Source organism: Streptomyces sp. NPDC028928, assembly GCF_055564915.1.
Genome location: NZ_JBVHVI010000001.1, coordinates 673,598 through 694,130, shown reverse-complemented (window position 1 = coordinate 694,130; position 20,533 = coordinate 673,598). Strand labels below are relative to the sequence as shown.

General features: G+C 72.7%; 20 protein-coding genes. 7 read left to right on the top strand and 13 right to left on the bottom strand.

Features of this window, described 5'->3' with window-relative positions; translation table 11 throughout:
* Positions 1–142 precede the first annotated feature (142 nt).
* Together ACZ4U1_RS03175 and ACZ4U1_RS03170 are read right to left on the bottom strand one after the other, a co-directional pair.
* A complete protein-coding gene (locus tag ACZ4U1_RS03175) occupies positions 143–544 on the bottom strand; it encodes a VOC family protein (RefSeq protein ID WP_467898951.1) in 402 nt (133 codons plus the stop codon).
* 310 nt (positions 545–854) lie between these two features.
* Positions 855–2,051, bottom strand: a complete 1,197-nt coding sequence (locus ACZ4U1_RS03170; RefSeq protein WP_467898949.1) for an ABC transporter substrate-binding protein — start codon at positions 2,049–2,051, stop codon at positions 855–857.
* A gap of 266 nt (positions 2,052–2,317) precedes the next feature.
* On the opposite strand from ACZ4U1_RS03170, the gene ACZ4U1_RS03165 reads away from it, so the two are divergent.
* The gene (locus ACZ4U1_RS03165; RefSeq protein ID WP_467898947.1) at positions 2,318–2,503 is read left to right on the top strand and encodes a hypothetical protein; all 186 of its coding nucleotides are present in this window, start codon (positions 2,318–2,320) and stop codon (positions 2,501–2,503) included.
* Positions 2,504–2,583: 80 nt separating this feature from the next.
* The gene (locus ACZ4U1_RS03160; RefSeq protein WP_467898945.1) at positions 2,584–3,474 is read left to right on the top strand and encodes an SDR family oxidoreductase; all 891 of its coding nucleotides are present in this window, start codon (positions 2,584–2,586) and stop codon (positions 3,472–3,474) included.
* Positions 3,475–3,496: 22 nt separating this feature from the next.
* On the opposite strand, the gene ACZ4U1_RS03155 is transcribed toward ACZ4U1_RS03160, so the two are convergent.
* On the bottom strand, positions 3,497–4,525 hold the full coding sequence (locus tag ACZ4U1_RS03155; RefSeq protein ID WP_467898944.1) for a phosphotransferase: 1,029 nt from the start codon (positions 4,523–4,525) through the stop codon (positions 3,497–3,499).
* 219 nt (positions 4,526–4,744) lie between these two features.
* Here ACZ4U1_RS03155 and ACZ4U1_RS03150 point away from each other — a divergent pair, with 219 nt between their 5' ends.
* Positions 4,745–7,786: an FG-GAP-like repeat-containing protein gene (locus tag ACZ4U1_RS03150; protein WP_467898942.1), complete on the top strand. Its 3,042-nt coding sequence runs from the start codon at positions 4,745–4,747 to the stop codon at positions 7,784–7,786.
* 78 nt (positions 7,787–7,864) lie between these two features.
* On the opposite strand, the gene ACZ4U1_RS03145 is transcribed toward ACZ4U1_RS03150, so the two are convergent.
* From ACZ4U1_RS03145 to ACZ4U1_RS03120, 6 genes are all read right to left on the bottom strand, one after another.
* On the bottom strand, positions 7,865–8,464 hold the full coding sequence (locus ACZ4U1_RS03145) for a 2'-5' RNA ligase family protein (protein WP_467898940.1): 600 nt from the start codon (positions 8,462–8,464) through the stop codon (positions 7,865–7,867).
* A gap of 68 nt (positions 8,465–8,532) precedes the next feature.
* Positions 8,533–9,270 carry an SDR family oxidoreductase gene (locus tag ACZ4U1_RS03140; RefSeq protein ID WP_467898938.1) on the bottom strand — a complete coding sequence of 246 codons (738 nt, stop codon included), beginning with the start codon at positions 9,268–9,270 and terminating at the stop codon, positions 8,533–8,535.
* 116 nt (positions 9,271–9,386) lie between these two features.
* Positions 9,387–10,247, bottom strand: coding sequence for a carbohydrate ABC transporter permease (locus tag ACZ4U1_RS03135; RefSeq protein ID WP_467898935.1), 861 nt, complete (start codon positions 10,245–10,247; stop codon positions 9,387–9,389).
* A complete protein-coding gene (locus ACZ4U1_RS03130) occupies positions 10,244–11,152 on the bottom strand; it encodes a carbohydrate ABC transporter permease (protein WP_467898933.1) in 909 nt (302 codons plus the stop codon). Before ACZ4U1_RS03130 ends, ACZ4U1_RS03135 begins: the two co-directional genes overlap by 4 nt.
* The gene (locus tag ACZ4U1_RS03125; RefSeq protein ID WP_467898931.1) at positions 11,149–12,447 is read right to left on the bottom strand and encodes an extracellular solute-binding protein; all 1,299 of its coding nucleotides are present in this window, start codon (positions 12,445–12,447) and stop codon (positions 11,149–11,151) included. Before ACZ4U1_RS03125 ends, ACZ4U1_RS03130 begins: the two co-directional genes overlap by 4 nt.
* A gap of 126 nt (positions 12,448–12,573) precedes the next feature.
* Positions 12,574–13,335 carry a polysaccharide deacetylase family protein gene (locus ACZ4U1_RS03120; protein WP_467898929.1) on the bottom strand — a complete coding sequence of 254 codons (762 nt, stop codon included), beginning with the start codon at positions 13,333–13,335 and terminating at the stop codon, positions 12,574–12,576.
* Between the two features lie 218 nt (positions 13,336–13,553).
* Here ACZ4U1_RS03120 and pip point away from each other — a divergent pair, with 218 nt between their 5' ends.
* Complete coding sequence (pip, locus tag ACZ4U1_RS03115) at positions 13,554–14,561, top strand: prolyl aminopeptidase (RefSeq protein WP_467898927.1); 1,008 nt, start codon at positions 13,554–13,556, stop codon at positions 14,559–14,561.
* A gap of 26 nt (positions 14,562–14,587) precedes the next feature.
* On the top strand, positions 14,588–15,211 hold the full coding sequence (locus ACZ4U1_RS03110) for a DinB family protein (RefSeq protein WP_467898925.1): 624 nt from the start codon (positions 14,588–14,590) through the stop codon (positions 15,209–15,211).
* 14 nt (positions 15,212–15,225) lie between these two features.
* On the opposite strand, the gene ACZ4U1_RS03105 is transcribed toward ACZ4U1_RS03110, so the two are convergent.
* Positions 15,226–15,825: a TetR/AcrR family transcriptional regulator gene (locus tag ACZ4U1_RS03105; RefSeq protein WP_467898923.1), complete on the bottom strand. Its 600-nt coding sequence runs from the start codon at positions 15,823–15,825 to the stop codon at positions 15,226–15,228.
* Between the two features lie 118 nt (positions 15,826–15,943).
* Here ACZ4U1_RS03105 and ACZ4U1_RS03100 point away from each other — a divergent pair, with 118 nt between their 5' ends.
* Positions 15,944–16,792: an alpha/beta fold hydrolase gene (locus tag ACZ4U1_RS03100; protein WP_467898920.1), complete on the top strand. Its 849-nt coding sequence runs from the start codon at positions 15,944–15,946 to the stop codon at positions 16,790–16,792.
* Positions 16,793–16,827: 35 nt separating this feature from the next.
* Here the strand turns inward: ACZ4U1_RS03100 and ACZ4U1_RS03095 are convergent, their stop codons facing one another.
* Positions 16,828–16,983, bottom strand: a complete 156-nt coding sequence (locus tag ACZ4U1_RS03095; RefSeq protein WP_467898918.1) for a DUF6131 family protein — start codon at positions 16,981–16,983, stop codon at positions 16,828–16,830.
* A gap of 343 nt (positions 16,984–17,326) precedes the next feature.
* On the opposite strand from ACZ4U1_RS03095, the gene ACZ4U1_RS03090 reads away from it, so the two are divergent.
* Positions 17,327–18,199 (top strand): SGNH/GDSL hydrolase family protein, encoded by an 873-nt coding sequence (locus ACZ4U1_RS03090; protein WP_467900054.1) that lies wholly within the window; start codon positions 17,327–17,329, stop codon positions 18,197–18,199.
* A 25-nt stretch (positions 18,200–18,224) separates the two neighbouring features.
* Here the strand turns inward: ACZ4U1_RS03090 and ACZ4U1_RS03085 are convergent, their stop codons facing one another.
* Positions 18,225–19,700 carry an oxygenase MpaB family protein gene (locus ACZ4U1_RS03085; RefSeq protein WP_467898916.1) on the bottom strand — a complete coding sequence of 492 codons (1,476 nt, stop codon included), beginning with the start codon at positions 19,698–19,700 and terminating at the stop codon, positions 18,225–18,227.
* Positions 19,697–20,449, bottom strand: a complete 753-nt coding sequence (gene uppS / locus ACZ4U1_RS03080; RefSeq protein WP_467898913.1) for a polyprenyl diphosphate synthase — start codon at positions 20,447–20,449, stop codon at positions 19,697–19,699. Before uppS ends, ACZ4U1_RS03085 begins: the two co-directional genes overlap by 4 nt.
* Positions 20,450–20,533: the final 84 nt, after the last annotated feature.

The following is a 20,533-nucleotide window of genomic DNA, read 5'->3' as shown; positions in this document are numbered from 1 at the left end:
CCCCGGAATGTTTCGCCCCCGGTGGGGGGTTTGCCCGGGGGGAGAGGGGGAAGGTTCCCCCCCCGCAGGGGGTGATGCGGTGCCGGCGGGGCCGGGGGGGGGGGGGGGGGGGGGGGGCCCCCCCCCCCCCCCCCCCGGCACTTCAGGACTCCGCCGGCTGCTCGGGGCTGCCGTAGGGGCGGGTGATGATCTCCATCGCGTGTCCGGCGGGATCCATGAAGTACAGGCCCCGGCCGCCGAAGTGACGGTTGATCTCGCCCGGCTGCTTTCCGTGCGGATCGGCGTAGTACGTGATCCCGGCCTCGCGTATGCGGGCGAAGGCCGCGTCGAACTCCTCCTCGGAGATGAGGAAGGCGTAGTGCTGCATGACGATCGACTCCGCCGGGATCGTGGCGAAGTCCAGGGTCACCCCGTTGCTGGTGTCGACGGGGACGAACGGGCCCCACTCGGACCCGACCTCCAGGCCCAGGATGTGGGCCAGGAACTCGGCGGACTCCCGATTGTCCCGGGCGTGGACGATGGTGTGGTTCAACTCGACTGACATGAGTGGAATGCCTCCGAGGGCAAACTCACGGGCACCTCCATGCCTCACCCGGCCGGTGACCGACACGCGATGCCGTAGGACGATCTTACCAAACCGGACCTCGGTCCCGGTGTGCCACGTGCCCGCCGATGACCGTCAACACCCGTGGGACGTGGGGGAGTTCGCCACCCGGTGCGCAGGAGTTCGTCGGGTGCCGTCCCGAGGTGCTCGATCCGGTACGCGCCGTGCCCGCCGGGACCCAGAGCGTGGGCGTGCGGGTCCGGCCGGAACGCGTCGGTTTCCTGACCGGTGCCGTGCCCCCGCGGGATGCTCAGTGGGCCGGGGTCAGGTCGCCCGTCAGGGGGACCTGGGGGTGGCCCGCGTTGCGGACCACGGCCAGGCGGGGGCCGTCCGGGCCCGGCTGCCACTGGCCGCCGACCAGGGGCAGGAGGGCGATGTTCGGTGTCGGGCCGCTGGTCCAGTCGAGCGTGCCGGCGACGGTGTCCAGCCGGGTGCGGGCGACGGCGTCGGCGACCGAGGCGCGGTCGGCCGGATCGGCGGCCGTGGCCAGGGCGTGGTGCGCGGTCTCCAGCAGGGCGTGCGCGAGCCCCAGCGGCTGGAGCCAGGACGACCCGGTGGCCTCCTGGTAGGCGCGGGCCAGCCGGGCGCACGTGGTGCCGTCCAGGCTGGAGCGGTAGGGGTGACCGGGGCTCCAGTAGACGAGCGTGGCCACCCGCGCGTCGCCGAGTTCGGCGTGCACGTCGGGGGCGGGGCTGGTGTGGGTGTGCGGGTAGGTCAGCCAGCGCGAGCAGGTGATCAGCCGGGGCCGCAGTCCCGCCTGCCGGGCCTGGCGGTGGAAGAGGGCCAGGTCGGTCGCGGTGGCCGCGCTGGTGACGATGCCGGCGCCGTGCTCCCGCAGCCGGCCGACCTGCTCCCCGAAGTCACCGGCCGGCTCCGGATACGCCCCGAGGTCGACCAGTGTGTGGCCGCGGCCGGACAGCGCCGGCGGGAACCCGTACCGTTCGTGCCGCAGCAGCCGGCCCTGCAGATCGTCGTTCCACAGACAGCCGACGGCCCCCCGCGCCGAGATCCCCTCCCACAGCCCGGCGAAGACCCGGGCGATGTCGTCCAGACCCCAGGCGAAGTGGTACGTCCAGCGGAAGCGGTGCTCCGGACCGACGCCCCGGGCGTGCACGTACGCCTGCCAGGGGAACGCCGTGGACACACAGGGCACCGCCGCCTCCTCGCAGACCTCGGTGACGGCGGGCAGCACCCGGGTGCCGGCCATGGTCAGCACGATGCGGGCGCCGTCCTCGTCCGCCAGCGCGCGCACCGCCCGCCGGGCGGCCTCCGGCTCGGAACGGCTGTCCCGTACGGCGACGGTCACCTCGTACCGCCGGCCGCTGTTGCGGACGTGGGTGAGGTGCGGCGCCAGCGCGCGCAGTACGTAGCCGAGCGGCGCCCCGAGCGGGGCCAGCCGGCCCGTCCGGGGCGCGACAACGCCGATGCACAAGGGAGTCGAGGCCATGCTGCTTCGTCCTTCGCCTGGTCGCCGGCCCTGCGGTGCCGGATCACCCGGGACAACGAGGAACCGGAAGTTCCGGCTTCGCCCCTGGCGGGTGAAAGACCTCCTGGAGGCGCCGGACGGGGCGAAGGCCACCGCGCAGCGGTGAGGAGCGGAGGCGCCGACAGTACGAGTTTCCCAGTACCGGCAGTAACATGATGACCTTGTTCCGGGTGTACCAGTCAGTCAACTCGGCGCCGTCCCCGGACGCGCCCTGCCCGGAGAAGTCCATGTCTTCTGTCAATGACGCGTTGGAAAACGCGCGCTTCACCTACGAGCAGCACATGCGGACCTGCCGCCAGTGCCATGCCGACGCCGCGCACTGTGCCGTGGCGAAGCACCTTCTGCGGATCTACAACCTCGCCCGCAGGGACCAGCTGCGTGCCACCGGCGGCCAGGACATGCGGCCCGCCTGACCTGCGCCTGGCGCTTTTCGCCCGTCACGAGAAGGGAACCCGATCGCCTGACCTGTCCTACCGAGACGCAGGAGGCAACCGTGACGGACCAGCAGGGTGACCGGCCGAACCCGGTCACACAGCACGCCCGCCCCGACTTCCCCTCCCAGGACCAGCCGCACCCGGGCTGGACCGGCCCGATGGACCCGCCGCCCGACCACGGCGAGGAGTCCTACCGCGGCGCCGGCCGTCTCGACGGCCGCAAGACCGTGATCACGGGAGGGGACTCCGGCATCGGACGGGCCGTGGCGCTCGCCTTCGCCCGCGAGGGCGCCGACGTGCTCTTCACCCACCTCGACGAGGAGGAGGACGACGCCCGCGAGACGGCCCGGCTGGTGGAGGACGCCGGACGCAAGGCGGTCGCCGTGTCCTGCGACATCCGCGACGAGGACAACTGCCGGTCGCTGATCGAGCGGGCGGTCGCCGAGTTCGGCCGGATCGACGTCCTCGTGAACAACGCCGCCTACCAGATGTCCCAGCCGGACGGCATCGAGGCGATCAGCACCGAACAGTTCGACCGGGTGATGCGGACGAACCTGTACGGGATGTTCTGGCTGACCAAGTTCGCCCTGCCGCACATCCCGGCCGGGGGCTGCGTCATCAACTCCACGTCGGTGCAGGCGTACCAGCCCAGCCCGCACCTGCTGGACTACGCGATGACCAAGGGCGCGATCGTCACCTTCACCCAGGGGCTGGCCCAGATGGTCGCCGAGCGCGGCATCCGGGTCAACGCGGTGGCGCCGGGGCCGGTGTGGACCCCGCTCATCCCCTCGACCATGCCCGACACGGCGGAGTTCGGTAAGCAGAGCCCGCTCGGCCGCCCGGCCCAGCCCGCCGAGCTGGCCCCCGCCTACGTGTATCTCGCCTCACCCCAGGCGAGCTTCATCACCGCGGAGATCCTCAACGCGACCGGCGGCACCCCGCTGCCCTGACCCGCGCTGCCGCGGGGAGCGGTCACCCGGCCCGGAACGGCGGCTCGCCCAGGAGTTCCAGCAGCCAGGCGGCGCCCTCCGCGGCACCCGGCTCGGCGCCGGAGGCGTCGGGGAACATCCGGCCCCAGGAGGCGGCCCGGCCGAGGGCGCTCAGCCGCCAGGCGAGTTCCGCCGCGCGCCGCAGTTCCGCGGCCGTGCGGCCGTCGCCCGTCCATGGCTCCAGATAGGCGTCGAGCAGCCGGGGCACCACCTGCGGGCCGTAGCGGTCGCAGGCCCGTTCGACAGGGACGCGCAGGCTGCAGAACGGGTGGGAGACGGTGGCGTCGCCCCAGTCGAAGAAGGTGAACCGGCCCGGTGCCGGCCGGAACAGCTGGCCGTCGTGCAGATCGGCGTGGTCGAGCGTGTCCGGGACGCCGGCGGAGGCGAGTTCGGCGCACCAGTCCGCGAGCCGGGGCCGCAGACCCTCCAGCCGGGTGCGCTCGTCCGGGGTCAGCGCGGAGTTCCCGGCGAGCAGCTTGTCGAACACCTCGGGCAGGTCGCGGGTCCGGGCGGCGGGCACGCCCAGCCGCTCGATCTCGTCGGCGTGCGGAACCAGGGCGTACTGCATGCTCGCGTACTGGCGCAGCAGCGCCTCCCAGTCCCGCGGCTCGACCGGCTCCCGGCCGAGCACGGCCCGGAACAGATCGCCCCCGTCGGGCAGCAGCGTCCAGCCGCGCGCGGCCTCGACGGCCAGCGGCCGCAGCACGTGCGCCGGCACCCAGCGGGCCAGCGCGGCGGTCAGCGGCCCCTCGAACGCGCTGGCCGGCGGATTCGCCTTGAACCAGACGACAGCCTGTCCCGCGCCGGCCGCCCGCTCCGTCACCGGTATCCGGACCAGCACCGACCACGGTCGCAGCCGTACCTCCAGGGCGCCGTCCGCGCGGAGGCCGTGCGCGGTGAGACGGCCGGCGACCCAGCCGAGCGCCTCGGCACGCCAGGACTCCCCCTCCCACGGGGTCGCCGCGTCCGGGTACCGGCCCCGGTCCACGACGGTGCTGACATCAACTCGCATCACCCCATCCCAGCAGCACGACCGACGGCCCGGCCAGCGGTTTTCCACCCCTGAAGCAGGGGGGAAGCCGTCGTCGGTCCACGCGTGCGGTGCCACCGGGGCGGTGACGGCCGTCGCCCAACTCGCCTTCTGGGGCGGCTGTATGCTCGCGAACACGTGTGCGGGGGCGTCGTACGGCGACGCCCCCCGCACTGTCACAGCCACATACAGGGGGGAACCGTGCCCGAACGGCACCATCGGCCGGCGCGCCTGGGGAGAGCCGCCGCCGTCACCACCGCGCTCGTCGTCACGGCGGGCCTCGCGCTGCCCTCGCTCGCGCCCGCGTACGCCGTCACCGGCGAGGTCACCATCGCCGCGCCCGACGCCGACGTCGACCGGCAGCTCACGGTCGTCACCAGCACCCGCCTCGGCGCGGTGTACCAGGAGGAGGGCACCGACGGCTACGTCTGGGTCGGCAACGGCAAGCCGGTCCCGGGGCTGAAGGACGTGCCCGCACGGTCCTTCTTCTTCACGAGCGACTACGACAACCGGGTCTTCTACTCCGCCACCGCCGGCGACGGCCGCACCCGCATCGTGCGGCTCAGGCTCGACGACGGCACCTCGTCGGCGCTGACACTGCCCGACGGCTACCAGCACCCGCAGGTCAGCGACGGGTTCGTGCTGGCCTCGCGCCACCTGGCCGACGGTTCCCACGAGTACCGGGTCCTCCGGGGCGCCGACGGCGGCACCGTCTACGACGTCCCGGTGCACCTGCCCGAGGGCGCCACGGCCGAGGCCGAACCCGAGATCCTCGCCGGCGAGGGCACCGACTTCATCGTCCGCTACCAGAAGGACGGCCGTGCCGCCTACGGCATCGTCAACGGGATCTCCGGCACGGTCACACCGCTCCAGGTGACCGGACCGGCGAGCAGCTTCCGGCTCACCCGCTCCTGGGTGTCGTGGTACACCCGGGAGGGCGGGCCCGGCATCCGGCTCAGGGCGCGCGGCAGCGCGGACGGAACCCCCGGCGTCCGGACCGTGCCCACCTCGTCCCCGGACAGCGAGGTCACCTCCTTCGTGGTGGACAACACCCTCCTCTGGTACGAGGGTCCGGGCGGACCGCTGCACAACCAGTCCCTCGCCCCGGACGCGGCCCCGGTGCTGGCCGACGTCGAAGGCGCCTGGCAGTTCGGCAACGAGCTGACCGTGCTCGGCCGGGCCACCGCCGACGGGCCGCGCACCCTGTACTTCGTCTCCGGAGACGGCCAGGGCGGCGTCCAGGCCACAGCCAGGCACACGGTGACGCCCGTCCACCACGACGGCACGGTGGGTGCGCTCGGCCTGGACCGCGGCACCGTCCGCCTCCTCAACTCCCTGCGCGGCAAGGCGACTCTGCACGGCCAGGACATCGGCACCGCCCTCGCGCCGGCCGGCGGGGCACCGCTGACGCCGGCCGCCACCTCCGGCAGCGCCGGCCCCGGCCGCTTCGCCGACGGCGGCGACGAGGGCCTCGCCCAGCTCACCACCGACCCGGCCACCGGCAACGACGTCCTCACCACCGCCGACGACCCGCACGGGAACATCCCGCTGCCCGCCGCGGGCGGCCGGATCCTGGACGTCTCCCCGCAGTACGTGCTCTACCAGGGCGGCGGCAGGCAGTACGTCGTGGACATCGCCGCCGGCAAGGTCGTCCGCGAGCAGAAGGCGCAGGCCGCGGCGCTCGACTACAGCACGCTGTGGACGCCGTCCGCCACGGCCGGCCAGATCACCGGAACCAGCCTGCGCACCGGGAAGACCGTCCGCACCCTCACCCTGGACACCGCCTGCGTACCGGGCGATCTGCGCACCAACGGCACCCTGCTGTACTGGAGTTGCGCCGCCGAGAACCGGGCCGGGATCCTCCGGCCCGCGCAGCCGGGCTACGGCTACCAGGCCCCGGTCGGCGACGCCCTCCTCGGCGACGGTTTCCTCGGCGTCTACGACCCCGCCGCGAAGCTGATCCGGATGACGCGGTTCTACAACGACGTCGCCGACACCCTCGACCCCGTCCGCGGCGTGGCCCCCACGACGGCGCCCGACACCCGCGGTGTCACCTGGACCGTCGACCGCCGCTCCAACAAGGTCGCCTACGTGGACGCGGACAGCACCGTCCACGTCGTCGGCGCCTACGACGACACCTGGCTGCCGGCCCGGCTCAGCGTGCCCGACGCCCTCGCCCCCACCTCCTTCGCGGCGGCCGGCGGCAGCGCGCGGTGGAACGGCCGCTGGTGGCTGTCCAAGCCGGCGTCCTCCTGGAAGCTGACCCTCAGGAGCGCCACCACCGGGGCCGTGCAGCGCACCTGGCAGGGCGGCGCCACCCGCAGCTCGGTCAAGGCCGTCTGGGACGGCAGGAACCAGTCCGGTGCCCTCGTGCCCAACGGCGCCTACACCTGGACCCTGTCCGCCACCCCCGCCGACGGCACCGGTTCCGCCCTGTCCGCCACCGGTACCGTCCACGTCACCGGCGCGGCGGCGGTACCGCGTGACCACGCCGGCTCCGACGGCATCGGCGACCTCTTCACCCTCACCTCCTCCGGCTCGCTGAGCATCCAGAAGGGCGACGGCAAGGGCGGCTTCGCCGGCAAGGTCTCCGCCTCCGGCTGGCCGGCCACGATCAAGGCCGTCCCGGTCGGCGACCTCGACGGGGACCGCTGCAACGACGTCCTGGTCCGCCGCTCCGACGGCACCCTGCGCGGGTACCGGCCCGGCTGCGGCAAGGCCCTCACGACGTCGACGCCGTACACCTCGCTGGGCAGCGGCTTCGACCAGTACGACGTGCTGACCTCGCCGGGCGACGTCACCGGCGACGGACGCGCCGACCTGCTCGCGCGCAGCGCCGGGACCGGCACGGTGTACCTGTACAAGGCGACCAGCACGGGCAAACTGTCCGCGCGGGTGAAGCTGTACGCGGACTGGCGGGGCTACAAGAAGGTCGTCGGCGCCGGTGACCTCAACGGCGACGGCCGCGGTGACCTGCTGGTGCAGGACCGGTCCAACACCCTGTGGCGGTACAACGGCACCGCGTCGGGCACCTTCAGCGCCCGCGCCAAGGTCGCCGCCGACTGGGGGTCCTCCTACAACGCCGTCGTCGGCGCGGGCGACCTCACCGGCGACGGCAAGGCCGACCTCGTCGCCCGCGACACCTCCGGCACGCTGTGGCGCAGCAACGGCGACGGTACGGGCTCGTTCGGCGCCCGTACGAAGACCGGCACCGGCTGGGACGGCTACAAGGCCCTCTTCTAGCGGCCGGCGGGCCCGGTTGCCGCCGACGTCCCGGAAGGCGCCCCCGGCCGGGGGCGCCTTCCGCCTGCCGGGGCCGGGTCAGTACTCCCGCGTGCGGCGGACCTCGCCCGTGCCCAGGGTGATCACGGCCCGGGGCCGCATCGGCTCCTCGTCGCGCCGGGAGAGCACGACCACCTCCTCGACCTCCGCCGTCAGCGTGCCGAGCCGGGCGGCGCACTCGGCTGCCAGGGGCTTCGGGTCCCGGGTCCGGCCGAGGGAGAGATGCGGGGTGAAGCGCCCCCTGCGGCCGTGACAGAGCGGGAACCGCACGCTCAGCTCCCGCTGGAGCCGGTCCCATGGCGCCGGGTCGGCCGCGGCCGGGTCCAGCCACACCGTCGCGTAGTGCCGGTGCCGGAAGCTGCGCACTCCGGCCAGGCGCGCCGTGAACGCCGTACTGCGTGCCGCCCCGGCGGAGAGCAGCGGCAGGGCCCGCTCGAACTCCTCCTCCGGTACGAAGCCGAACAGCAGGTTCACATGCGGCGGCCACCGCCGTACCTGCGGATCGTGCTCCCAGCGGATGTCCTGGATCGGTGCCCACAGCTCCGGCGGCGGCAGCCACGCCACCGCCGTCCGGGGCGTCGGCGCCACATCGAGCGCGTCCACCGGCTCGGCCCCGCCGGAAGCCGGATACCCGTCCACACGGCCATGCTCCCAGACCGGTCCCCGAACCCCCACCTCAGACGGCCCGTTCCGCGCCGGGTACAAGGTCAGTGCAGCCTGAGCCAGTCCTCGTACCGCGTGGACGCCAGGTGCGCGGTGTCGTCGCCGGTGAGCACGTCCGGCATGCCCGCGAACGGCCCGGCGGTCTCGTCCGTGACGACGCTGCGGCCGTCCGGCCTCACGGCCAGGGTGATCTCACCGAGCCGGTCGAGTCCGTGCACCTCGGGGCCCGCGATCTCGCGGATGCCGTTCGCCGGTTCGCCCTGGGCCGCCTCGGCGACGGCGGCGGCGACATCGGCGGAGGCGATCGGACGCAGCCGCGTGGACGGCAGCCGTACCTCCCCGTCCTCGGTGGACATGTCCATCACCGGACCGATGAACTCGAAGAACTGGGTGGCGCGCACGATGGTGTAGGGCACTCCGCCGGCGCGCACGGCCTGCTCCTGGGCGACCTTGGCCCGGTAGTAGCCGTAGTCGGGCACCTGGTCGACGCCGACGATGGACAGCGCGACATGGTGGCGAACGCCGGCCTCCTTCTCGGCGGCGCACAGGTGCTGCGCCGAACGGGTGAAGAACTCCAGCGCCGGCTCCGCGTCGAAGGACGGGGAGTTCGACACGTCCACGACCACGTCCGCGTCCTCGAGCGCCGGGGCCAGCCCCTCGCCGGTGAGGGCGTTCACACCCGTGGAGGGAGAGGCGGGCACGGCCTCGTGCCCGTTCCCGCGCACCAGCGCCACCACCTGTGAGCCGATGAGCCCCGTGCCTCCGACGACCACGATCTTCATCACTGTCTCCGTCCGCTGATCCGCGGCCACACGGATACCGGCTCCCGCCGCCGGACCGGTGCGCCGATGCGCACCTCTCCAGGACACGGCAGCGGCCGGGTTCGGGCCAGCCGGGATCAGTCCTTCACCGCTCCGCCCAGCCCGGAGACCAGCCGCCGCTGGACGAGGACGAAGAACACCAGGACCGGAACCGTCATCACCGAGGACGCCGCCATGACCCCGCCCCAGTCCGGCTCGTCCGGCTTGTAGAAGACCAGCAGGGCCATCGGCAGCGTCGACTGCGAGGTGTCGCTGATGATGAACGACTTGGCGAACAGGAAGTCGTTCCAGGCGGAGATGAAGGAGAACACGCTGGTGGCGACCAGGCCCGGCAGGACGAGCGGGAGGAGGATCCGCCACAGGAAGCGCGCCCGGCTCGCCCCGTCGAGGTACGCGGCCTCCTCCAGGGACTCCGGAACGGCGCTCACGAACCCCCGCAGCATCCAGATCGCGAACGGCAGCGAGAAGGCCAGGTGCGGCAGGATCAGCGAACCAAGCGTGTTCAGCCGGCCGAGGTCGCGCATGAGGAAGAACAGCGGGATGGTGAGCGCCTCCACCGGCACCATCTGGGCCACCAGGAACATGATCAGCAGGGTGGTCCGGAAACGGAACCGGAAGCGGGTCACCGCGGTCGCGGCGAGGAAGGCGATCAAGGCGGAGGCGATCACCACACTCACCGCGACGACGAGGCTGTTGACGAAGTACCGGCCGAAGTCGTGCTGCCCGAACACGCGCCGGAAGGAGTCCAGGGAGGGCGAGGACGTCCAGGGCCTCGGCTCGGTGGACTCGATCTCCCCGGCCGGTTTCAGGGCGCTCAGCAGCATCCAGTACAGGGGGAAGGCGACGACCGCGGCGACCAGCAGCGCGCTCGCCTCGGCCGCCGACCGCCAGGGGCGCCGTACCGGAAGACGGGGGACGGGACGTCGTACGAGGCTCACAGTTCCTCCCCCTGGCGGCGCAGCAGCCGCAGGTACCCGAGCGTGACGGCGAGCAGGATCAGCAGCATCACGACGCCGATCGCCGAGCCGAGGCTGTACTGCGAGGACGCGAAGGCCTTTTGGTAGGCGTAGACGTTCAGGACCAGGTTCTGGCCGGCGATGCCGCCGCCGCCCGTCATGACGTAGATCTGGGTGAAGACCTTGAAGTCCCAGATCACCGACTGGACGGTGACGATGACCAGGACGGGCCGGAGCATCGGCGCCAGCACCGAATGCCAGATCCGCCACTGCGAGGCGCCGTCCAGCGCGGCGGCCTCCAGTACCTCTGCCGGCACGGCACGGATGCCGGCGTAGACGGTGACCATCACGAACGGGAACGAGCACCACACCACCTCCAGCAGGACCAGGAGGAAGGCGCTGTACCGGCCGTAGGTCCACGAGAAGTCGCCGATCCCCAGCAGACGGTTCACCGGACCGAAGTCGGGGTCGAAGAGGAACAGCCAGACCGTCGAGCCGGTGATCGTCGGTGTCGCCCACGCGCCCAGCGCGGCCAGCAGCAGCGCGAGCCGGGGCAGGGCGCGGACGCGGGTGAGCAGGACGGCGAGCGCGCAGCCGACCGCCAGTGTGGAGACCACACAGGCCGCCGCGAAACCCACCGTGGCCAGCAGCACCTGCCAGAACTGGTCGTCGGCGAACAGCTCGGTGTAGTTGGCCAGGCCCCGGAAGCGGGTCGGTTCCCCGCCGCTGACCTGGGCCTGGGTGTACTCCAGAACGGACATCAGCCCCAGCTGGTAGACGGGGTAGACCAGCAGCCCGCCGAGCACGAGCAGAGCGGGAGCCAGACAGAACCAGGGCGTCCACCCGCCCTGGAAGCGCCGGGCCGTGTCCGGTGTGCGGCGGCTCATCCGGCCGAGCCGAACGCGTCGTTCATCTTCCGCGCCGCGTCCTCGGACGCGGCCGCCACGTCCTTCCTGCCGCTGATGATCTCCTGGAACATGGTCGGCAGCACCAGCGAGGAGTCGATCTGCGCCCAGGCGGGCGAGGCCGGCACGAACTCGGTGCCCGCGGCGAGGGTCTGGACGAACGGCTTCACGAACGGCTCCTTCGCCGCGGCCTGCCGCCGTACGTCCGTGAAGGTCGGCAGAAAGCCCATGGCGTCGAAGAGGTCACGCTGCGTCTTCTTCGAGGCGAGCCGTTTCATCAGGTCCACGGCGAGCGTGCGGTGCGCGGTGCTCTTCAGGACGCCGATGTTGTTGCCGCCCGCGAAGGCCGGGGCGATCGAGCCGGGCTTCACCCCCGGCAGCGGCACCACCGCGTACTTCCCCCTGACCTTCCCCGCCTCCACGGCGGCGTGGCTGAAGTCGCCGCCGATCGCCATGGCCGCCTTGCCGGAGGCGAACGCGGTCACCGTGTCGTTGCCGGTCATGCCCGCGCACCTGGCGGCGGGACAGTTGTCGTCGCCGAAGAGCGAGGTGTAGGCCTTGATGCCCTTCCGGGCGGCGGGGCTGTCGAGGGCGGAGGCGTACGACCCCTCCTCGCCGGTGGCCAGGTCACCGCCGTTGGCCCAGATGAAGGGCAGCGCGCCGTAGGTGTAGGCGCCGCCGACGGCGAGGCCGTACAGGCCGGGCTTCTCGGCGCGGATCCGCTCGGCCGTCGAGACCAGCTCGGCCTGCGACCTCGGTACGGCGAGGCCGAGTTCGCGGAAGATGTCGGTCCGGTAGTACAGCGCGCGGACGCCGACGAAGTAGGGCGCCCCGTAGACCCTGCCGCCCACGGTGACCGACTGCCGGGCGGTCGGGTCGGTGTCCCCGGCCTCGCTCCAGGCGTCGAACTCCCGGGTGACGTCCAGGAGCCCGCCGTCGCGCACATAGCCGGCGGTGTCGGTGTTGCCGTACTCGATGACGTCCGGCGCGGACTCCGGGTCGTTGAAGGCGGCCTTGATGCGCTGGGCGCGGGTCTCCACCGGGATGTACTCGACGCTGACCTCGGTGTCCCCGTGCGCCTTCTCGAAGCGGGCGAGGACGGCGTCGACCACGTGCTGCTTGGGCTGGTTGTCGACCTCCTGGAAGAGCCACACCCGCAGGGTGCCGCTCTTCTCGTCCGTGCCGGGGGAGGAGGTGCCGGAGGTCTGGGGCGCGCAGGCGGTGGCCAGGGCGGCGGCGAGCGCCGTGAACCCCGCGAGACGGACGGACAGGTTCATGGAGTGCTCCTCCGATGAGGCGTTGCAGCATGCGCAATGACTATTTCGCTGTGCACAACGCCTCGGAGGCTAGAGGCTGCATGAACACGCCCACAAGAGGGGCGGACCGAACGCGACGCCGGATTCTCAGCGCAAGGGGAAGCCGAAGTCGTACCCCTGCTGCTTCAGCCAGGGCAGCAGAGTGCGCAGTGCCGCCACCGTCTGCGAACGGTCGCCGCCCGCGTCGTGGAAGAGGATCGTGGGCCCGTTGGCCACCTCGCTCTTCACGGTGGAGATGATCGCGTCGCTGCCCGGCCGCTCGAAGTCCTTCGAGTCGACGTTCCAGCCCAGGGGCCGCATCCCGTGCGAGGCCGCCAGCTTCCGGCTGTACGGCGTGAAGGCGCCGCCCGGCGCCCGGTAGTACATCGGACGGACGCCCCCCGACGCCTTGGTGATCTGCCGTTCCGCGTCCACGATCTGCTGCGCCTGATAGGCCTGCGACTTGGTGTCCATGGTGGTGTCGTGCGACACGGTGTGGTCGCACAGCCGGTGCCCGGCGGCCACGACCTGCTTGACCAGGTCCGGGTGCGCCTGGGCCTGGGTGCCGACCATGCAGAACGTCGCCTTCACGCCGTTGTCCCGCAGCACTTGGAGCACCTGCGGGGTCCAGACCGGGTCCGGGCCGTCGTCGATGGTGATGTTGACCGCGTGCTCACCCCGGTCGGAGGCGTGGGCGATGGCCGCGGACACGGCCGCCGTCTTCGGCTTGGCGGGCTTGGCCGGAGCAGCCGAGCCGCCGCTCTGGCCGGCCTGTGCGGTCCATACCGAGGTGGCGGCGGCCACCGCCGTGACCCCGACCGCCGCCGCGACCACCCGGCCGTACCATCCCCGCCCGCCATGCCGCGCCATATCCGTCCCGCCCCCTGCGTCAGTTGTCCGTGCCGATGCGTTCGCACCTGGCAGGACGGTGAGGACCGGACAGGGGATCCCTCTGTTACGGATCACGGACAATTCCGCGGCGCTTCCGCGACAGTCGACCGCGGTCCGGGGCCGCACGGGGCCCCGGACCGCCGACCACGGCCGCAATCCGGCGGACAGCGCGGCGCGGTGCGCGCTACGGTGCCCGGATGCCTCTCTATCCGGAGATCGAACCGTACGCGCACGGCATGCTCGACGTCGGCGACGGCAACCACGTGTACTGGGAGACGTGCGGCAACCCGGACGGCAAGCCCGCCCTCGTCCTGCACGGCGGACCGGGCTCCGGCAGCTCCCCGTACCTCCGCCGCCTGTTCGACCCGGCCGCCTACCGGATCGTCCTGCTCGACCAGCGCGGCAGCGGCCGGTCCACCCCGCACGCGAGCCGCCACGACACCGACATGAGCGTCAACACGACGGACCGTCTCCTGGCCGACCTGGAGCTGCTGCGCCGCCACCTGGATATCGGGCGCTGGCTGGTGTGGGGCGTGTCCTGGGGCTCCGCGCTCGCGCTGCGCTACGCCCAGACCCGTCCCGGCGTCGTCACCGAACTGGTCCTCACCGGGGTCGCCACCGGCTCGGACGCCGAGGTCGAGCTGCTGACCCGGGGGCTGGGCAGGCTGTTCCCGGCGGCCTTCGAGGCGTTCCTGTCCGGGCTGCCCGCCGACGACCGGGACGGCAACCTCGCCGCGGCCTACAACCGGCTGCTCGAATCCCCCGATCCCGAGGTGCGGGAGCGGGCCGCGCGGGCCTGGACCGACTGGGAGACGGCCACCATCCCCGCACCCCCACGCTCCGTCGAGCGCTTCGAGGACCCGGTCTTCCGCCAGGGCTTCGCCCGCACCGTCACCCACTACTGGGGCAACGGCCACTTCCTGGGCGACGGCGACGGCGACGCCCAGAACGGCGGCGAAGGCGAGAACGGCGGCGACGGCGTGGTGCTCCGTGACGCACACCTGTTGAAGGGGATCCCCGGCACCCTCGTCCAGGGCAGCCTCGACCTGGGCAACCTCCTCGGCGTCGTCTGGCGGCTCCATCACGCCTGGCCGGACAGCGAGCTGGTGATCGTGGACGACGCCGGTCACAACGCCGGGGCGCCCGGCATGCCCGAGGCGCTGGTGGCGGCCACGGACAAGTACGCGGGGCGGGCCGGCCGGTGACCGCCACGCCTCCCGGAGGGCAGCCGATGACGACACCGCCCCGCCTGCGTCCGCTGCTGGACCAGTTCGACTTCGCGTGCGAGCGGCTCCTCGGCCGCCTGCGCGGACCCGTCATGGACAGCGGTGACGGCGCGGACACCAGGGTCGATCCCCTGACCGACGAGGAGTACCTCTGGGAGCCGGTGCCCGGCTGCTGGTCGGTCCGACCGCGGACGGCCGGCCCGGGCCCACGGGCGGCCTTCCTGGCCGGCGCCGGCGACTGGGGCCGCGACGCAGCCGCGTATCCGCATCCCTGGCCACCGCCGGTCACCACGATCGCCTGGCGCCTGAGCCACCTCACCGAGATGCTGGTCCTGCGTGCCGACCACACCACCGGCAGCCGCGCGGCGACCCGGGAGGACCACCCCGTCAGCGGGGACGCCGCCGGAGCCGTCGAGGCCTTCGCCTCCGGGGCCGCCGCCTGGCGGGCCGTCCTGCTGGGCGCGGACGACGCCGCGCTGGACGCGGTCGGGTACTGCGCCTACCCCTACGGCAGCGACGCGGAGGAGCCCTTCCGGGACATCGTGTGGTGGGTCAACCAGGAGGTGCTGCACCACGGAGCCGAGATCGCCCTCCTCCGCGATCTCCGCCGGGCGGTCCGGCCGGCCTGACGGCGCCGGCCGCCTCACCCCGTGGCCAGCGCCGACCGTACGATCGCCGCTGCCGCCGTGCCCGCCGCCAGGACCGGCGCGGTGCTGCGCGCCGCCCGGCCGAGCATGAACGCGCCCTCCAGCAGGGCGATGACGGAGGTCGCCGTCTCCCGGTCGGCCGGCGCGGGGATGCCGCCCTCGGCGTAGTAGGCGGCGAGACGGTCGGTCCAGCTGTCGAACACCTCCGCGGTGGCCTGCCGCAGCGTCTCGTCGGTGCTCGCCACCTCCAGGGCGACGGTCGCGATGGGGCAGGGGTCGGCGAAGTCGAGTTCGGCGAGGGTGCCCGCCGCCGCGGTGAAGGCGTCGGCGGTGGCCGCGACCCGGTCCTCGTACGGCGTCATCAGCGTGGTGATGAGTTCCAGGTACCCGGCGCCCGAGCTGCGGATCACCTCCTCGCCCAGCTGCGCCTTCCCGCCGGGGAAGAAGTGGTAGATCGAGCCGAAGGGCGCTCCGGCGCTCTCGGCGATCTGTTTCATGCCGGTGCCGGTGTAGCCCCTGCGCCGGAACAGCTCGGTGCCGGCGGCCAGGATGCGCCGCCGGGTGTCATGGGTGCTCGTGGCCCTGCCCTCACTCACGGCTGAAACCTCCGGGAAGCCGCTGTCGCCGTCGGCCGGTCGGGGCCTATTCTGTCACTAGAACGATCTATCTAGTGACGGTCCGGTGATCGCTGGAACGAACGGGCGGAGGCAGGGCATGCCGGAGATCGAGCTGAGCGCGGGCACCATCGACTACGACGACACCGGAGGCGACGGGCCCGTGGTGGTCCTCGTGCACGGCCTCGGCTTCGACGAGTCGGTGTGGGCCGAGGTCGTCGCCGGGCTGCGGCCGGACTTCCGCGTGGTGGTCCCCGTCCTGCCGATCGGCAGCCACCGGCGCCCGATGCGGCCCGACGCCGACCTCTCCGCGCACGGCGTCGCCCGTCTCCTGGCGGAGTTCATGGACCGCCTGGACCTGCGGGACGTCACCCTCGTCCAGAACGACACCGGTACCGCCCAACTCCTGGTCGGCGTCCGGGACGAGCGCATCGCCCGGCTCGTCCTGACCTCCTGCGAGGCGCTGGACAACTACCCGCCCGGAGTCCAGGGCCGGCTGCTCCAGGTGGCGTCCAGGATCCCCGGCGGGCTCTTCCTCCTCGTCCAGTCCTTCCGTTTCCCCTTCCTCGCCCGCATGGAGACCTCGCTCGGGGGCATGGCGAAACGGCGGCTGCCGAAGGAGCTGATCGCCCGATGGTACGGCCCGCTGCTGACGAACCGCCATATCCGGCGCGACCTGGCCAAGTTCCTGCGCGCCACACGGAAGGACTGCTACCGGGAAGCGGCCCGGAACCTCCCCTCGTTCACCCGGCCCGCCCTGGTCGCCTGGGGTGCCGAGGACCGCATGATGCCGCTCGCGACCGGGCGCCGGCTGGCCGAGCTGCTGCCGGACTCACGGTACGTGGAGATCCCCGACGCCCGGACCCTGGTCCAGCTGGACAACCCGGTCGCGCTGACCGGGGAGATCCGGCGTTTCGTCGGGGAGAAGCCGGTGCCCGGCGAGCGCTGAGGCGCGCCCGCCGGACACGGATCACATGTCGCCGTTCACCAGTAGTGGCGGCGGCCGGCGACCGCGTGGCCCATGGATCCCATGATCCACAGGATGGCTCCGACCACCAGCAGGATCACGCCGATGGTCCACAGGATCGAGATGCCGGTGACGAAACCGACGATGAGAAGGATGACGCCGAGGGCGATCATGACGTGCCTCCAGCTGCTGACAGTGGTCCTGCCCTCCGGGTGCCCCCGAAACGGCCGCTCTATCAGTGCGGTCCCTGTTTCAAGAAGTTCTGTCGACAATGTTGACTCGGCGTCGGGGCGGCCTCACATTACCTAGCGGTAGTACCCCGCGGTAACCCCGCCGTTCCCGGGCCGCCGTCTCGCGGCCCCGCACGCCCTTCTGCTCGATCGAGCCGCCCCGTCCCGGCGATCCCGCACGCCCGCGCACGGCACCGTCATGCCCGTCCGTCTCGAGTCCCGGCCCCACAAGTCCGTGTCCCGGCCCGAGACGTCCGTGTTCCACCCCGAGAAGGGAGAGCACCACATGCCCATGCCCGCCCTGCGCCGAGCCCTCACCGCCGCCTGCGCGGCCGTCGGCGCACTGGCCCTCGGCCTCACCGCGGCCCCCGCCCAGGCCACGGCCCCCCTCGACTACGCGGCCCTCGGCGACAGTTACAGCGCCGCCTCGGGCGTCCTTCCCGTCGACATCACCAGCCCGCTCTGCCTGCGATCCACGGCGAACTACCCCCACGTCATCGCCGCCCGGACCGCCGCCCGGCTGACGGACGTCACCTGCGGGGCCGCCCAGACCAAGGACTTCACCGAGGCCCAGTACCCCGGCGTCGCCCCCCAGACGGACGCCCTCACCGAGGACACCGACCTGGTGACCCTCACCATCGGCGGCAACGACAACGGCACCTTCATCAACGCCGTGACCGCCTGCGGAGCCGCCGGCGTCCTCAGCGGCGGCAAGGGCAGTCCCTGCAAGGACCGGTACGGCACGTCCTTCGACGACGAGATCGACGCCGGCACCTATCCCGCGCTGAAGTCCGCGCTCCGCAGCGTGCGCGCCAAGGCCCCGCACGCCCGGGTGGCGGTGCTCGGGTACCCGTGGATCACGCCCGCCACGGCCGACCCGTCCTGCTTCGTCAGACTCCCGGTCGCCACCGGCGACGTGCCGTACCTGCACGCCCTGCAGGCGCACCTCAACGCGGTGGTCCGGCGGGCCGCCGAGGAGACGGGGGCGACGTACGTGGACTTCGCCGAGGCCTCCGCCGGGCACGACGCCTGCCGGCCCGTCGGCACCCGGTGGATCGAACCGCTCCTGTTCGGGCAGAGCGTCGTCCCCGTCCACCCCAACGCCCTCGGCGAGCAGCGCATGGCCGAACGCACCCTGAGCGTCCTCGGCCTCGGCTGACCGCGCGGCCCGCCGAGGCCCGCGGTCACGCGTCGGAGAGCAGCGGGTCGTAGGGGGACGAGCGTTCCCGGCCCGCCATGAAGGCCAGGAAGTCCCGTACGAACGCGCCCCGCGCGTACGTGTCGTCCGCGCCGGCCCTGTCCCGTCGGAAGCCTCTGCGGAACAGGGCCCGGTACTCGTCCGCGTCGATGCGCTGGTCGCCGTTGGCGTCGGTGACGTCGAAGAGGACCTCGGCCACCCTGATCAGGGCGGGACCGGCGAGCGACGGCACGGCCGCCGCGTACTCCGGGGCGCTGACGCGGCCGTCGCCGTCGGTGTCGAGGGCCGTCTGCAGCTCCCGCCACCAGCCGGCGAACGCGTCGTAGAGCCGCGTCTCCTCCGGCTCGTCCAGGTCGAGCCGTCCCGCGATCTCCCGGGCCATGGCGGCGAGGTCGGGCCAGTCCAGGTAGCCGTCCCCGGTCTGGTCCAGCACCGCCGCGAAGAACTCCTCCGCACCGCGCCGCGCGGCGCCTCCCGCGTCGGGGTCCGGCTCCGGCGGAAGGGGGGTGATCAGCCGTACGAGGGCCCCGGCCCGCTTCATCCGGTCCCGCAGCGCGCCGATCGTCCGGGCCCGGGGGTCGTCGCTGTCGGGGGAGAGGGCGAGCAGGTCGGCGAGGGCCTCGGTCCGGAGCCAGCCGCTCGGCAGGAACCGGGCCAGACCGACACCCAGATAGGCGCCCTGCATCAGCGTCTGGGCGCCGGGCAGCTCGGGCAGCCCCGCCCGGCGGCGGAAGGGCTCCGGAAGGGAGGCCACGGTGATCACACCGACGAGGGGTCCGGCGAGCGCCCGGCCGGCCGCCCACAGCGTGGGCAGACCCTGCAGCAGCGGTGGCGCGGGCAGATGGTCGAAGAGCCGGTAGAGGATGACCCGCATCGCCTCCGTGTTCTCCAGCTCCTCCTCCACCACACGGTCGTAGTACGGCCAGAACTCCTGCACGGTCGACGGCAGATGACGGGCATCCCCGTCCAAGGCGGCGAGATACGCCCGGAATTCGGCGTACAGCCGCTCCATGTCCGGCTGCTCCAGTGGCTGTCCGCTGAGACGGCACATCGTGACGCTGCTCTCGAAGAGCGTCGCCACCACCCACGCCCGCACCGCCGGATCCATCGCGTCGTAGGGCCGCTCGCGCGCGTCCGTGCCTCTGAGCCGGGCGTGCAGCCGGTTCAGCCGCGCCGCCTCCCTGCGCCGTACCTCGTCGTCGGCCCCGAACATGCGCTGCAGGCTCACGACCGTGTTCCGCAGCCGCCGCCACGGGTGGGCCACGAACGTCGAGTTGTCGATCAGGGCCCCGCCGACCTGCGGGTGCGCGGCCTCCAGCACCGTCGCCCGGACGACCGCCAGCGCCCAGCGCGGATCGTTGAAGAACGCCTGGAACCGGCTGCCCGGACCGAAGAGCTGATCGCCCCCGGCACCGGAGGTGCCACCGGTGTCCCTGGGCTCGTTGCGGGCCGTGTCCGTCACGGGCGTCGTTCTCCGTTCGTGTACGGCGAGACGCCACCGAAGCGGCGGTCGCGCTGCTGATAGGTGTGCAGGCACTCCAGGAAGTGCGTCGCGCGGAAGTCCGGCCAGAGGACCGGCGGGAACATCCACTCCGCGTAGGCGACCTGCCAGAGCATGAAGTTGGAGATGCGCTGTTCCCCGGAGGTGCGGATGACGAGGTCCACATCGGGTGTGTCGGGAAACGGCAGATGAGCGGCGAAGCTCCGTTCGTCCACGGCCTCGGCCGGCACTCCGCTGCGGATCAGGGACCGGGCCGCCGCCACGATGTCCCGGCGCCCGCCGTGGTCGAACGCGACGGTCAGCGTCATGCCCCGGTTCTCGCCGGTCAGCGTCATCAGATCGGCGAAGTCCCGGGCCAGAGCCGGGGGGATGCGCGGATCCGCCACGCCGAGGAACCGGCAGCGGATCCCGCGCGCGTGCAGCAGCGCGGCGTGTTTGCGTACCACCCGGCGGACCAGCCGCATCAGGAAGTCGACCTCGGTGCTCGGGCGCTGCCAGTTCTCGGTGGAGAACGCGTACAGGCTCAGCCACTCCACGCCGGCCGTCCGCGCCGCCTCGATCACGTCGATCACCGTCGTCTCCGCCGCGCGGTGACCCGACGTACGCGGCAACGACCGCCGCGCCGCCCAGCGGCCGTTCCCGTCCATCACGCAGGCCACATGCCGCGGCACCCTCCGGACGGAACCGCGGGTGGACTCCTCGACCGTCACGCCTGCCCCCCAGCGGCACCGAGCGGAACACTTCGTCCCGCACAGAGTGGCAGTTCCTTGATCCGGAACCGGCGGGAGCGTCCG